Below are 14,589 nucleotides of genomic sequence, written 5' to 3' on the forward strand. Positions count from 1 at the left end.
GTGTAGCGGCATGTGCTCATGCCCGGCGATGCAGCGGTGGCGATTGTCCCTGAACGGTGCCGGCGCTAGTGTAGGGGCCTCTGTCTTGCCTGCTCGATGCTGTGAACCGCGCTTCCGTCCCCGGCCTGGATGCCTTGTTGAACCGTCCCTCGGCAGCGGTGCTGCCCGCTCCGCTGCGCCAGGCCCTGCGCGAGTACTGGGAAGCTGCCGGGACTGACACGCAGATGCGCGCCAGCTGGTCGGTGCTGGGCGACACCCTCGATGCCCTGTCAATGCTCTCGGCGGACGAAGGCGCGGTGGTCGCGGCCCTGCTGTTCGACCTGCCCGGCCTGCGCGCCCACCTGGAGCAGTTGCCGCTTGGCAGCCACCGGGCGGCGGTGATCGGCCTGCTCGACGGCCAGGACGCGGCCGACCCGGTATGGGCGCTGCACGCCGGTCGCGAGGCAGGACGCAACAGTGAGGGCCTGCGCCGGCTGCTGCTGGCGATCATCCGCGACCTGCGGGTGGTGCCGATCCTGCTGGCGCGGCAACTGGCGCGCATGCGCGCGGCCGACAGGCTGGAGGAGGAGCAGCGCCGCGCGCTGGCCCAGCTGACCCGCGACATCCATGCCCCGCTGGCCAACCGCCTGGGCATCTGGCAGCTGAAGTGGGAGCTGGAAGACCTGGCGTTCCGCCATCTGGAGCCGGACACCTACCGACGCATCGCCCGCGAGGTGGATGAAACGCGCATCGCCCGCGAGCGTTACGTCGAGAACGTCAAGAAGGTGCTCTCGCGCGAACTGTCGGCCCAGGGCATCAAGGCCGAGGTCAGCGGGCGGCCGAAGCACATCTACAGCATCTGGCGGAAGATGCAGAAGAAGCGGCTGGCGTTCGACCAGCTGTATGACATCCGTGCGGTGCGGGTGATGGTCGACGACGTCGCGGCCTGCTACGCCGTGCTGGGCGTGGTGCACGCGCTGTGGGCGCCGGTGCCGAGCGAGTTCGATGATTACATCGCCCGACCCAAGGCCAACGACTACCGTTCGCTGCACACCGCCGTCGTCGGCCCGGAAGGGCGCACCATCGAAGTGCAGATCCGCACCCACGAGATGCATGCGCAGGCCGAACTGGGCGTGGCTGCGCACTGGAAGTACAAGGAAGGTGGCAAGGGCGCCGAAAAGTCCTTCGACCGCAAGATCACCTGGATGCGCCAGCTGCTGGAGCAGGCGCAGGACGGGCAGGGCAATGAACTGGCCGGGGCACTGGATGCGGAGCTCACCGAGGACCGCGTCTATGCGCTGAGCCCGAAGGACGAAGTGCTGGATCTGCCGCAGGGGGCCACGCCACTGGACTTCGCCTACCAGGTGCACACCATGGTGGGACACCGCTGCCGCGGCGCCAAGGTGAACGGCCGCATCGTGCCGTTGACCTACCGCCTGCGCAGCGGCGACCGGGTGGAGATCCTTACCGGCAAGGAGGCCGATCCGCGCCGCGACTGGCTGATACCGGCCAACGGCTTCCTGGCCAGCAACCGCTCGCGCGAGAAGGTACGCAGCTGGTTCCACAAGCTTGACCGCGCGCGCAACGTGCAGGCCGGCCGCGAACTGCTGGAGCGCGAGCTCAAGCGGCTCGGGCTGCAGCATTCGGATCTGGCGGCCGCGGCGAAGAAGTTCCATGCCGACAGCGTCGACGACCTGTACATCCAGGTGGCGCTGGGCGATACCGGCCCCAACCAGATCAGCCGCGCGCTGCTGGAGGCCGAACGTGCGGCCAGCCAGCCAGCGCCGCCGCCGACCCTGCCACGCCCGACCGCACGGCGCGAGAACCTGGGCAAGTCCAAGTTCACCGTGCAGGGCGTGGGCAACCTGCTGGTGCAGCTGGCACGCTGCTGCCAGCCGGTGGCGGGCGAACCCATCGTCGGCTACCTGACCCGTAGCCGGGGTGTCACGGTGCATCGCGCAGACTGTGCAGCGCTGGCCCGCCTTGCCGCGGCCAGCCCGCAACGCATCCTGCCGGTGGAATGGGGGCAGGCGGGCGGCGGTTACGAAGTGGACGTGGTGGTCGATGCGGTCGATCGCCGCTGGCTGCTGAAGGACATCACCAACCTGATCGCCCAGGAAGACGCCTACGTGCTCGACATCCACAGCGACAACGTGCGCAACAGCGGCCGTGCCCACCTGCGCCTGCGGCTGAAGGTGAGCGATTACGGCCAGCTGTCGACGCTGCTGGGCAAGCTCGATGCCTTGCCCGGTGTCAGCGAGGCACGTCGCCTCGGCTGAGCTTCACGCCACCCCGGCTACCCTGCACGCATGGAACGCGAGCCTCCGCATCGCCCTCACGGCGCCGAACATCCTGCGCTGGACCGTGTCCGTCGTGAAGGCCGTTGGTGGTGGCTGCAGGCGCGGCATGCGCGCCGGGTCTGGCGCTGGGCGCTGGTGGCGGCGATGGCGGTGTTCGTGCTGCTGGTGCTGCTGCGCAAGCCGCTGGCGGACTGGTTCTGGGACGAACCGCAGATCGAACAGCTGCTGGCCGAAGGTGATCGTGCGCTGGCGGCGGGACGGCTGACCGCCACCGATGGCAGTGGTGCGCGCGAGCGCTACCAGGCCGCGCTTGCGCTCGACGGCGATCGCCCGCAGGCGCGCGAGGGCCTGGCACGGACCGGTGCCGCTGCGTTGCAGCAGGCGCGGGATCGGCTGCAGGCCGGGGAACTGGACGCCAGTGCGCAGGCCTTGGCGCTGGCACGCGAGCTGCAGGTGCCGCAGAGCCAGACCGATGCGCTGGCGCGCCAGCTGCAGGCACGTCGCACGGCCGGGGCAGGGATTGGCGCGATGCTTGCGCAGGCGCGCAACGCACTCGCCGCTGGGCGCCTGGATGACGGCGACAGCAGCGCCCTGCCGATGTTCCAGCGCATTCTGGCCCTGCAGCCGGACAACCTATCGGCGCTGGAAGGTCGCGAGGATGCACTGAGTGACCTGCTGCAGCAGGCGCGTGCCCTGGCCGCGCGAGGTGATCTGGCCGACGCGGCCGCGGTGGTGCAGCGGGCACGTCAGTTCGATGCCGGGCACGCCGACCTGCCGGCCAGCCAGGAAGCATTGGCGCAGGCGATGGATCAGCGATTGCGGCAGGCGCAGCGTGCGTTGAAACGACAGCAGCTGGAAGCGGCGGCGGCGGGCTTCCAGGCGGTCCTGGCGGTGGCGGCCGACGATCCCAGTGCCCAGCGCGGCCGGGAGCAGACACTGCAGGCGGTCCTCGCACGCAGCCAGAAGCGGGCCGATGACTTCCAGTTCGAGGCGGCACAGCGCGATGCCGCATTGGCAGCGTCGCTGGGTGCCTCGGCAGCGGCCAGGCAGCAGCTCGAGCAGCGCCTGCAGCGTGCACGGCAGGCGCAGCAGGCCCTGCAGCAGCCGTCGATCAGCAACAGCCAGCGTGAGCGTCTGCTGCGTGATCACCTGCGCCAGGTCGAACGCGCCGAGCGTGCAGGGCAATGGATCAGTCCGCCCGGGCACAGTGCCTTCGATGCGCTGCGCGAAGCGCAGTCGCTGGCCCCACGCGACACCCGCGTGAAAGCGGCTGCCACGCGGCTGCTGCCGGCCAGCCGCCAGTGCTTCGACGACAACCTGCGCCAGAACCGGGTGCAGGCCGCCGGCGCCTGTCTGCAGGCGTGGCAGACGCTGGCGCCGACCGACGCCGGGTTGCCGACCGCACGGCTGCGCCTGGCCCAGCGCTGGCTGGCGATCGGCAGCGAACGGCTCGGCAGCGGCGATCTGGCATTTGCCGCGCATGCCGCGGGGCAGGCGCGGCAGCTGCAACCGGACCTGGCCGAACTGCCGCCGTTCGAGGAGCGGCTGCGGCGCGCAGGTGGCGAGCCACAGCCGCACTGATGCGACGACCATTCGTGCCGGGGGTGCCAGTCGGGTATAGTCCAGCCGCTCCGGCCGCTCCCCAGAACATGTCCAGCGTCGCACCCACCGTCTCCGTTGCCTTGTGTACCTGGCAGGGTGAGCGCCATGTCGCCGCCCAACTGCGCAGCATCGCCGCGCAGAGCGTACTGCCGACACAGGTGGTGGTGGTCGACGATGCTTCTGCCGATGGTACCTGGGCCGTGCTCCTGCACGAGGCTGAAGCGCTGCGTGCGGCCGGCATCGAGGTGGTGCTGCGGCAGCAGGAGCAGAACGTCGGTTACGTGCGCAATTTCGAAACCGCGTTGTCGGCCTGCAGCGGCGACATCGTCTTCCTGTGCGACCAGGACGATGTGTGGCATGCGGACAAGGTCGCCACCTTCCTGCAGGCGTTCGCCGCGCGGCCCACGGCACAACTGCTGCACAGCGATGCACGGCTGGTCGATGCGCAGGGTCGGCCGCTGCCGGCGACCCTGTTCCAGGCGCTGTCGATCAGCCGCCGCGACCTGGACCGTGAACACCGCGGTGAAGGCTTCGAGCTGCTGATGGGCCGCAATCTGGTGACCGGCGCCGTGACCGCGCTGCGGCGTGGCCTGATCACGCAGGCGCTGCCGGTGGCCAAGGGCTGGATCCACGACGAATGGCTGGCGCTGGTGGCGGCGGCAAGCGGTGGCCTGGACAGCATCGAAGCGATCACCACCGACTACCGGCAGCATGGCGACAACCAGGTGGGCGCGCGCCAGCGCGGGCTGCTGGAGCGGGCCGTGGGCAGTGGTTCCGCGCGCCGCACCTACCTCGCGGCGGCGTTGGCCCGCCTGCGCTCGTTGCAGGAGCAGGCGCGGCTGGGCCGGCCGGCACTGGATGCCGCACAGTTGGCGACACTGGACCAGCGTCTGCGCCATGCCGAGGCGCGGGCCTGCGCGCCAGCCCGGCTGCCGTCCCGCATGCTGCACATCGCCCGTGAGCTGGGCAGTGGCCGCTATCATCGTTTTTCCAACGGCCTGCGTTCGGCGGCCAGCGACCTCGTGCAGGGAATCCAATGACTTCGCAGATGCCGGCAGCGCGTGCTGCCTTCGACGCGCACCGCGTCTGCGCCGTGATCGTCACCTATGGCCCCGATCCGGAGTTGCTGCGGCGGGTGGTCGACAGCGTGCTGCAGCAGGTCGGGCATCTGGTGGTGTTCGACAACGGCAGCCGTGGTGTGGATGTGGAAGCGCTGCTGGGCGCGGCGCCCGGTATCAGCCTGCTGGCCTCGCCGCACAACGTCGGGCTCGGCAGTGCGCTGAACCGGTCGTATGAGCAGGCGCAGTCATTGGGGTTCGACTACGTGCTGCTGATGGACCAGGACAGTGTGCTGGAGCCAGGCATGGTCGACGTGCTGGGCACCGCGCTGGTCGAGCTGGCGGGCAATGAGCGGATCGCTGCGGTGGGACCGCAGTTCCGCGACGCACGCAGCGGCATGCTCGCCCCGTTCGTCCGCTTCGGCTTCCCCTTCAACCACAAGCTGCGTGGCGGCCCGGGCCAGCGCATCTCCTGCGACTTCCTCATCACGTCCGGATCGCTGGTGCCGATGTCGGCGCTGCGTGACCTCGGTGCGATGGACGAAAGCCTGTTCATCGACAACCTGGACATGGACTGGTGCTTCCGCGCCAAACGCAGTGGCCACGCGCTGTACGGAATCTGCGATGCGCAGATGAGCCACAGCATCGGCGAGGAACTGCTGCCGTCGCGGGCGAAGCCGGACGGCGTGATCGTGCACAAGCCGTTCCGCCTGTATTTCATCATGCGCAACCGCGTGCTGCTCTACGGGCGCGCCTATACGCCGCGGGTCTGGATCGCGCAGGACGTGCCACGCCTGCTGCTGAAGCTGGTGGGCAACGGGCTGTTCCTGGCGCCGCGCTGGATTCGGTTGCGGTTCATGTTGAAGGGGCTGTGGGACGGCATCCGCGGCCGGGCCGGTCCGCTGCCGCCGGGCCATCGCTGAACGGACGACCGATCGAACCTGTCTTGGGGAAAGGGCTGGGGTAGACTCCGCTGACGCCCCTGCCATGCTTTTCCCGTGCCCCGACGCTACGATTCCGACGACCACGACGATTTCGACGACGACGACCAGGAGGGCGGCAGCTCGCCCTGGCGACGCAGGCTGATCACCTGGAGCATGGCAGCGGTCGCACTGGGACTGGGTTTCCTGATCCCGTACACCCTGTACCTCAACCAGCAGGTGACCCAGCGTTTCGGAGAGCTGCGCTGGCAGATCCCGACCCGTGTCTACGCCCGCCCGCTGGTGCTGACGCCCGGCAAGGCGATGGATGCGGCGACCCTGAAGACCGAACTGGCCGCGTCCGCCTACCGCGATGACGGCGAAGGCAGGGAGCCGGCCACCTACGCGGTGAAGGGTGGCCGCTTCGTCATTGCCAGCCGTGGCTACGCCGACGTCGATGGCCGGGTGGCCGCACGTCGCGTCGAGCTGTCGCTCGCTGGCGGCACCGTCGCGTCGCTGCGCGATGCCGACAGCCGCAAGGCGCTCAAGGCCGCCCGCCTGGATCCGGCACGCATCGCCACGCTGTACGGCCAGAAGCAGGAAGAGCGTCGCCTGATCCGCATGGACGAGGCGCCGGACCTGCTGGTGACCGGCCTGCAGGCGGTGGAGGACAAGGACTTCAACCGCCATCACGGCATCGACCTGTCGGGCATCGCCCGTGCGGTCTGGGTGACCGTCCGTTCCGGCGGGCAGAGCCGGCAGGGTGCGTCCACGCTGACCCAGCAGCTGGCCCGCAGCGGCCTGCTCGGCATCGGCAAGGAGCAGACCCTCACCCGCAAGTTCAATGAAGTGCTGTATGCGTTGATCATGGAAGCGCGTTACGACAAGCGCACCATTTTCGAGGCGTATCTGAACCAGGTGTACCTGGGCCAGCGCGGCAGCCAGGCGATCCATGGCATGTCCTCCGGCGCCGAATTCTGGTTCGGCCGCGACCTGTCGTCGCTGGAAACCGAGCACATCGCGCTGTTGATCGGCCTGGTCAAGGGCCCGTCCTACTACGACCCGCGACGCAACCCGGAACGCGCGCTGGATCGTCGCAACTTCGTGCTGGGCAAGCTGCGCGAAGCGGCGCTGATCGACGATGCCGAATACCAGCGGGCGCTGAAGGCTCCGCTGGGGGTGCCGAAGACACCGGGCCTGGTCGCCGCCAACCGCTTCCCGGCCTATGTCGATCTGGTCCGTCGCCAGCTCGGCCACGATTATCCCGAGTCCGCACTGCAGGGCGCGGGCCTGAGCGTCATGACCGGCATGTCGCCGTCCGCGCAGGCCTACGCCGAAGGCGCTGTGACCCGTACCATCAAGTCGCTGGAGAGCAAGCGCCGTCCCGAGCTGCAGGCCGGCATGGTGCTGACCGACGTGCATAACGGCGACGTGCTGGCAGTGATCGGCAGCCGCGAGGTCTCCGAGGTCGGCTTCAACCGCGCCATCGAGGCGCAGCGCCCGGTCGGCTCGCTGCTCAAGCCGTTCGTGTACCTGCTGGCGCTGGCCCAGCCAGACCGCTACTCGCTGGCGAGCTGGGTTGACGATTCGCCGGTGACCGTCCAGTTGAGCCGTGGCCGCAACTGGAGCCCGGGCAATGCGGACAACCGCAGCCATGGCACCGTGCGGCTGATCGATGCGCTGGCCAATTCCTACAACCAGGCCACGGTGCGGGTCGGCATGCAGGTCGGTCCAGAGCGTGTGACCCAGCTGATCCACGTGCTGGCCGGCATCAAGGCCGAACCGAATCCGGCCGTGATTCTCGGCTCGACCGACCAGAGCCCGTATGCGATGGCGCAGCTGTACCAGTTCCTGGCCTCGGGCGGCGAGATCCAGCCGTTGCACGCGGTGCGTGGCGTGCTTGATCCGCAGGGCAAGCTGCTCAAGCGCTATGACAAGTCGCCTGCGCCGGCACAGGAAGGCGATTCGATCGCGGCCAACCTGATCAGCATCGGCCTGCAGCAGGTGGTTGCCAGCGGCACCGCGCAGCGCCTCAACGCAGACGGCCTGGGCCGCCTGCAGCCGGCCGGCAAGACCGGTACCACCAATGATGGCCGCGACAGCTGGTATGCCGGCTACACCGGCGACCACCTGGCGGTGATCTGGATGGGCAACGACCAGAACGAGCAGGCCGGGCTGTATGGCGCCACCGGTGCGATGCGCGTGTGGTCGGGCATCTTCCAGCGCCTGCCGAGCGCGCCGCTGCGGGTCAGCAACAAGGGGCTGGACTGGCAGCCGATCGCCGCCAGCGGCACCAACAGTACCGATGAGGGCTGTCCGGGCGCGCGGCGCTTCCCGTTCGTGGTCGGCTATGCGCCGGCGTATGCGCCCTGCGCGCCGGCGGTTTCGCCCGAAGCCCAGGACGGCGCCGGCAGCGAAGGCGGAGGCTGGCGCAGCTGGTTCGGCCTGGATCGCAAGCCGGAACCGGCGGAAGAACCCGCAGCCGCGCCGGCGGCGACCACTCCTCCTCCGAGTCGATGAATCCGATGACGCTTCGAACTTTCCTGCATCCGCTCACCCTGGCCGGCCTCACCGTGGTGCTGGCCGCCTGTGTCAGCAGCGCGCCGCCGGTGGTCAAGCCGGTCGCCGCTACCACCACGCCGGTGCAACGCCTGGCTGCGGTCGAAGCGGCGGCGGGACCGGATGACAAGGAACTGTCGGTGCAGCCGCTGCGCGATCCACAGGTTGAGGATCTGCGCCAGACCGCGCTGACGCAGCGCCAGGCCAACGATCTGCCGGCCGCCGCCGCCAGCCTGGACCAGGCGCTGCAGATCGTCGCCGCAGACCCCGCAGTGCTGCAGGAGCGGGCCGAAATCGCCCTGCTGCAGGGCAAGTGGTCGGAGGCGGAGACGTTCGCGCGCAAGGCCATCGATCTGGGGTCGAAGACCGGGCCGCTGTGCCGGCGCCACTGGGCGACGATCGAGCAGTCACGGCTGGCGCGCGGGGAGAAGGAGAACGCGGTGTCGGCGCATGCACAGCTGGAAGGGTGCACGGTACCGGGCATCAAGCGGTACTGAGGTATTCCCCTCCATCGGGCGCGTCACACGCCGCGCGGGCCGCGGGCGAGAACAGAAAGATCAGAAGCCGGTCGCGCGCTCGCGATGGGGTCAGAGCCGTTTTCCGAAAGGAAACGGCTCTGACCCCTTCCAGTTCAGTCGAGCAAGCTCGACGCTACAAACGGGTGCCGGGCAGCGCCCGGCCCGGTATCCTTTCCGTCTGATGTCCGACCTTGTCCACGCCAGCCGCGAAGCACTCAGCGCAGGCGGCGCGCTTGCCTCGCACCTGGATGCCTTCGTCCCGCGTCCGGCACAGCTGCGCCTGACCGAGGCCATCGCCGATGCGCTGCAGCAGCGCGACCTGCTGCTGGCCGAGGCCGGCACCGGTACCGGCAAGACGTTCGCCTACCTGGTGCCGGTGCTGCTGTCCGGCCTGCGCACGATCATTTCCACCGGTACCCGCGCGCTGCAGGACCAGCTCTACCATCGCGACCTGCCACGCGTGCGCCAGGCACTGGGGGTCGGCCTGCGCAGCGCGCTGCTGAAGGGGCGTAGCAATTACCTGTGCCGTTACCGCCTGCAGCAGGCGCGTGGCGAGCCACGCTTCTCCAGCCCGGAGCAGGCGGCGCAGTTCCAGCGCATCCTGGCCTGGTCCGGTCGTTCCGAACATGGCGACATCGCGGAACTGGAAGGCCTGGCCGATGACTCACCCTTGCTGCCGATGGTTACCTCCACCGTCGACAACTGCCTGGGCACCGAGTGTCCGTTCTGGGATGACTGCTTCGTGGTGCGCGCGCGGCAACGCGCTCAGGCTGCGGACGTGGTGGTGGTCAACCATCATCTTCTGCTGGCCGATCTTGCGCTGAAGCAGGAGGGCTTCGGAGAGCTGCTGCCGGGCGCACAGGCCTTCGTCATCGATGAGGCGCACCAGTTGCCTGAACTGGCAGCGCAGTTCTTCGGTGAGGGCTTCGGCATGCGACCCTGGCAGGAGCTGGGCCGGGACTGTCTGGCCGAGGCGCGCGGTGTCGGTGGCGCACAGTCAGCGCTGCAGGCGCCGGTCGATCAGCTGCAGGAGGCACTGCGTGCGCTGCGCTCGGCCATGGATGGCCTGCCATCCCGTGGCACGCAGTGGCGCGCACTGGCGATGCCGCAGGTGCGCGATGGCTTTGATGCGGTGATGACCGGTCTGGTGAATCTGGAGCAGGCGCTGCAGCCGCTGCGCGAAGCCGCCGCAGGCCTCGATGCCTGCCACGCACGTGCGCGCGAGGCGGTATCGCGTCTGGGGCGCTGGCTGGGCGATGACGAACCGGCGCTTGATTTCGATGCCGACCCTGCGCAGGCGGCGAGCGCCGATGTGCTCTGGTACGAACTTACCCCGCGCGGATTCCGCTGCCAGCGTACGCCGATGGATGTGTCCGGTCCGCTGCGCGAGCATCGCGAGCGCAGTCGTGCCGCATGGATCTTCACGTCGGCGACGCTGACCGTCGGCGGTGGCTTCGATCACATCGCCCGCCGGCTCGGCCTGGATGATCCGCAGACACTGGTCCAGTCCAGTCCATTCAACTGGCCCGAGCAGGCACTGTGCTACCTGCCCGAAGGCCTGCCCGATCCCGCCGCGCGGGGGTTCGGCACCTCGCTCATCCAGGTCCTGCGGCCGGTGCTGCAGGCCTCGCAGGGCCGGGCATTCCTGCTGTTCGCCTCGCACCGGGCCCTGCGCGAAGCGGCCGAGGCGCTGCGCGATGGGCCGTGGCCGCTGTTCGTGCAGGGCGAGGCGCCACGCGCCACGCTGCTGCAGCAGTTCCGCGACTCCGGCAACGGCGTGCTGCTGGGCTCGGCCAGTTTCCGCGAAGGGGTGGACGTGGTCGGCGAAGCATTGAGCGTCGTGGTGATCGACAAGCTGCCCTTTGCCGCGCCGGACGATCCGGTCTACGAGGCGCGGCTGGAGGCGATCCGCAGCCAGGGGGGCAATCCGTTCCGCGACGAGCAGCTGCCGCAGGCCGTGATCGCGCTGAAGCAGGGCGTCGGCCGGCTGATCCGCAGTGAGAGCGATCGCGGCGTGCTGGTGCTGTGCGACCCGCGGCTGCTCAACCGTGGCTATGGCCGGGTCTTCCTCGACTCGCTGCCACCTTTCCGCCGTACCCGCAGTCTGGCCGATGTGCAGTCCTTCTTTGCGCCACAATGGCACCCCGCCACCGATGCTGGAGCGCCGGACGTCCCTGTGGCGGCCACGCACCCCGCCCCGGGTGGCACGTTCCCCCTGTTCTGATCCGACCCGATGAAACTGCTCGCCTTTGAAACCGCCACCGAAGCCTGTTCCGTTGCCCTGCACGTGGACGGGCAGGTCCTGGAACGCTTCGAGATCGCCCCGCGCCGGCATGCCGAGCTGAGCCTGCCGTGGGCCGACGCGCTGCTGGCCGAGGCCGGTATCAGCCGCCGCCAGCTCGATGGCATCGCACTCAGTCGTGGTCCGGGTGCCTTCACCGGGGTGCGCCTGGCGATCGCCCTTGCCCAGGGCATCGCACTGGCATTGGACCGTCCGCTGCTGCCGGTATCGACCCTGCAGGTGCTGGCGCTGCGTGCGCCGGCAGAAGAAAGGCAGATCCTGTCGGCGATCGATGCACGGATGGGCGAACTCTACGTCGCGTGTTTCGAGCGCGTGGACGGCCTGCCGATGCCGTGCGATGCAGAGCGGGTGTGCGCACCGGCCGCAGTAGCGTTGCCGGACGATCTGTCGGTGTTCGGTGTCGGCACTGGATTTGGTGCGGCCGAGGGCGCGCTGGTCACGCAGCTGGGGGCGGGCCTGCGGGGGTTCGACGCCGCGGCGCTGCCGCGGGCATCGGACGTGCTGGCGTTGGCGGTGCCGGCCTTGGCACGTGGCGAGGGCATCGCGCCGGAGAGGGTGGAACCGGCCTACCTGCGCGACAACGTGGCCTTGACCCTGGTCGAGCAGCAGGCCGCGCGCGAGGCCAAGGCGAAGGCCAACGGCTGAGAGAGGCCGGGATCTGTCAGAGGCGGGGCGGTGTCGGGTGGCGGGGTATCCGCGGCATGGATGCCGCGGCTAAGCCTACACGGACGTACTTGCGGCGTCCCCGCCGCCCGGCACCGCCCCGCCAGGCGTCACTACACTGACCGCCGCTTTTGCTTTTGCTGTTGACGTTGCTGTTGCCGTTGCCTTCAGCGGGTCCCGGGCCGCAGGCCCGGGCAACACCCCCCTACCGGTCGTCGCGCAGTTCGCCGCCGGGCAGGAACACCCACGTGCGGGTGACCTGCAGGATGTCGATTCCGTCCTCGGTACGCGGCAGCGGCGGGAACGGCTGTGCCAGCGTCACCACCCGCAGCGCGGCCTCATCCAGCAGCGGTGTTCCGCTTGAACGCAGGATGCGGCTGCTTTCCACACTGCCATCGCGACGCACGCCAACGCTGATGACCACCTGGCCGCCGAGACGGCGTTGCCGTGCCTCGTCCGGATAGTTCAGGTTGCCCACCTGCTCGGCGCGGTCGACCCAGGCGCGCAGGTAATTGGCATAGGCATACTCGCGCGTGCTGGCCGAGACGAATTTGCGGTTCGGTCGCTTGGCGTACTGCGCCGAGCGCAGGTGGACCTCGGCCGCCAGCCGCGCCATCTCCGCATCGCGCTGCTCGCGTGCGGTCATCGGTGCGTCCGGCACCGGTTCCAGTGGCGTTGGCTGGGCCTGCGCACGTGCCACCGTGTCCTGGCCATTGCGGCTGCTGACCACGCGGGCCTGCGGCGGTGGCACGGGCGCTGCGGATTGCTGCTGCTGTGGCACCGGGCTGACCCCGGCCTGGGCCTGCGGCACGATCCCGGCCTGGTTGTCGCGCGGACGCTGCGCGCGGTCGTGGTCACCGCCGCCTTCCTGGCTGGCGGCGGCCAGGAAGTCCGCCTGCTTCGGCGTCAGCGCGGTGCGGGTCTGGCTGAAGATCACTTCCAGCGTGGGCACCAGTGGGGCCTCGCCCTTCACGGCGAAACCCACCCCCAGGATCAGCAGGACGTGGACCAGCACCGACAGGGTGAGGGTGGCACCCAGCCGCTGCGCTTCGCGCGGCGGCGGTGGCAGGACGGCGGGTGCGGCGGGCATCAGCGCAGGCCGGCCTCGAGCGCGTCGAACAGCGTGCCGGCGATGTTCAGGCCGTACTGCGCGTCCAGTTCGCGCACGCAGGTGGGGCTGGTGACGTTGACTTCGGTCAGGTAGTCGCCGATCACATCCAGGCCAACGAAGCGCATGCCGCGGCGCTTCATTTCCGGTCCCACCTGCGCGGCGATCCAGCGGTCGCGCTCGCTCAGCGGACGGCCTTCGCCGCGCCCGCCAGCGGCCAGGTTGCCGCGGAACTCGTCGCCCTGCGGAATGCGCGCCAGGCAGTAGTCGACCGGCTCGCCGTCAATCAGCAGGATGCGCTTGTCGCCAGCACTGATGTCCGGGATGAACTTCTGTGCCAGCGCCAGCCTGCGTCCGCCATCGGTCAACGTTTCCAGAATCACGTTCAGGTTCGGGTCGCCCTGGCCGCTGCGGAAGATCGAGCGCCCTCCCATGCCATCCAGGGGCTTCAGCACGGCCTGCCCATGTTCCAGTGCGAAGGCCTTCAAGGCCTTGGCGTCGCGGCTGACCAGGGTCGGCGGACAGCACTGCGGGAACAGCAGCGCGGCCAGTTTTTCGTTGTAGTCGCGCAGGCCCTGCGGATTGTTGACCACGCAGGCGCCGGCCGCAGCGGCCACGTCCAGCACCTGGGTGTCGTAGACGTATTCGGCATCGACCGGCGGATCCTTGCGCATCAGCACGATCTGGCCGGGACCGAACTCGGTCCGGCTGAACCCGCCCAGCTCGTACCAGCCGGCGGGGTCGTCGCGGACCCGCAGCGGGGCGGTCTGGGCCACCGCCACGCCACCTTCCAGGGCCAGTCCGCCCGGCCGCACGTAGTGCAGGGCATGGCCGCGGCGCTGGGCTTCCAGCAGCATGGCGAAGGTGGTGTCCTTGGCGATCTTGATGTGGGCGATGGGGTCCATCACCACGATGACGTTCAACGGCATGGGCGCACCTGTCAGGCAAGGCGTTGATGGTAGCGGCAACGCCCGCCGTGCGCCTCCCCGCGGCGATGCAACGCTGCGTCCGTCCCCCGGGCCGCGCACCGTATGCGAACCCCGTCACGTTCAGCCCGGTAGCACGGCCCGCGTGATGGGCCGGCCTTGAAGCGGGCGCGGAAAGTGCGATATAGATACGCTTTCGTAGCGGCCCCCGCCTGAGACCGGGCCGTGCGCTTGGGGATAGGCAATGACTGAAAACACGACTGCGGGCGGGGAACTCGCAGGACTCCGGGTGATGGTCATCGATGATTCGAAGACCATCCGCAGGACTGCGGAAACGCTGCTCAAGCGCGAAGGCTGCGAGGTGGTCACCGCCACCGACGGCTTTGAAGCGCTGGCGAAGATTGCCGACCAGCAGCCGCAGATCATCTTCGTCGACATCATGATGCCGCGTCTGGATGGCTATCAGACCTGCGCGCTGATCAAGGGAAACCAGCTGTTCAAGGCGACCCCGGTGATCATGCTGTCGTCCAAGGATGGCCTGTTCGACAAGGCGCGGGGGCGCATCGTCGGGTCGGAGCAGTACCTGACCAAGCCTTTTACGCGCGAAGAACTGCTGGGTGCCATCCGCACATACGTCAACGCCTGACCAGGGGG

Annotated in this window: 11 protein-coding genes; 9 read left to right on the forward strand and 2 right to left on the reverse strand. The window is 69.2% G+C overall.

Annotation, left to right across the window (positions count from 1 at the left end):
- Positions 1-101 precede the first annotated feature (101 nt).
- The 8 genes from AC5P76_RS01565 to tsaB all read left to right on the forward strand — a co-directional run bounded on the left by AC5P76_RS01565 (position 102) and on the right by tsaB (position 11,883).
- On the forward strand, positions 102-2,258 hold the full coding sequence (locus AC5P76_RS01565; protein WP_053518941.1) for a bifunctional (p)ppGpp synthetase/guanosine-3',5'-bis(diphosphate) 3'-pyrophosphohydrolase: 2,157 nt from the start codon (positions 102-104) through the stop codon (positions 2,256-2,258).
- 30 nt (positions 2,259-2,288) lie between these two features.
- Complete coding sequence (locus AC5P76_RS01570; RefSeq protein WP_253118620.1) at positions 2,289-3,860, forward strand: hypothetical protein; 1,572 nt, start codon at positions 2,289-2,291, stop codon at positions 3,858-3,860.
- 68 nt (positions 3,861-3,928) lie between these two features.
- The gene (locus tag AC5P76_RS01575; RefSeq protein ID WP_253118621.1) at positions 3,929-4,921 is read left to right on the forward strand and encodes a glycosyltransferase family 2 protein; all 993 of its coding nucleotides are present in this window, start codon (positions 3,929-3,931) and stop codon (positions 4,919-4,921) included.
- Positions 4,918-5,862 (forward strand): glycosyltransferase family 2 protein, encoded by a 945-nt coding sequence (locus AC5P76_RS01580; protein WP_253118622.1) that lies wholly within the window; start codon positions 4,918-4,920, stop codon positions 5,860-5,862. The genes AC5P76_RS01575 and AC5P76_RS01580 overlap by 4 nt, the downstream gene beginning before the upstream one ends.
- A 75-nt stretch (positions 5,863-5,937) precedes the next feature.
- A complete protein-coding gene (gene mrcB / locus AC5P76_RS01585; RefSeq protein WP_065174782.1) occupies positions 5,938-8,379 on the forward strand; it encodes a penicillin-binding protein 1B in 2,442 nt (813 codons plus the stop codon).
- Positions 8,376-8,915 (forward strand): hypothetical protein, encoded by a 540-nt coding sequence (locus tag AC5P76_RS01590; RefSeq protein WP_065174783.1) that lies wholly within the window; start codon positions 8,376-8,378, stop codon positions 8,913-8,915. Before mrcB ends, AC5P76_RS01590 begins: the two co-directional genes overlap by 4 nt.
- A gap of 202 nt (positions 8,916-9,117) precedes the next feature.
- Positions 9,118-11,160, forward strand: a complete 2,043-nt coding sequence (gene yoaA / locus AC5P76_RS01595; protein ID WP_253118623.1) for a DNA repair helicase YoaA — start codon at positions 9,118-9,120, stop codon at positions 11,158-11,160.
- A 9-nt stretch (positions 11,161-11,169) separates the two neighbouring features.
- Positions 11,170-11,883 (forward strand): tRNA (adenosine(37)-N6)-threonylcarbamoyltransferase complex dimerization subunit type 1 TsaB, encoded by a 714-nt coding sequence (gene tsaB / locus AC5P76_RS01600; protein ID WP_253118624.1) that lies wholly within the window; start codon positions 11,170-11,172, stop codon positions 11,881-11,883.
- Between the two features lie 223 nt (positions 11,884-12,106).
- On the opposite strand, the gene AC5P76_RS01605 is transcribed toward tsaB, so the two are convergent.
- Both AC5P76_RS01605 and gshB read right to left on the reverse strand, forming a co-directional pair.
- Complete coding sequence (locus AC5P76_RS01605; protein WP_053518928.1) at positions 12,107-12,991, reverse strand: energy transducer TonB; 885 nt, start codon at positions 12,989-12,991, stop codon at positions 12,107-12,109.
- Positions 12,991-13,938 (reverse strand): glutathione synthase, encoded by a 948-nt coding sequence (gshB, locus tag AC5P76_RS01610; RefSeq protein WP_053518927.1) that lies wholly within the window; start codon positions 13,936-13,938, stop codon positions 12,991-12,993. Before gshB ends, AC5P76_RS01605 begins: the two co-directional genes overlap by 1 nt.
- Before the next feature lie 241 nt (positions 13,939-14,179).
- On the opposite strand from gshB, the gene pilG reads away from it, so the two are divergent.
- Entirely contained in the window at positions 14,180-14,581 is a 402-nt protein-coding gene (pilG, locus tag AC5P76_RS01615; RefSeq protein ID WP_005418455.1) for a twitching motility response regulator PilG, read from the forward strand.
- The last annotated feature ends 8 nt before the right edge of the window (positions 14,582-14,589 follow it).

Source organism: Stenotrophomonas sp. YJH_SMC_36, assembly GCF_059369935.1.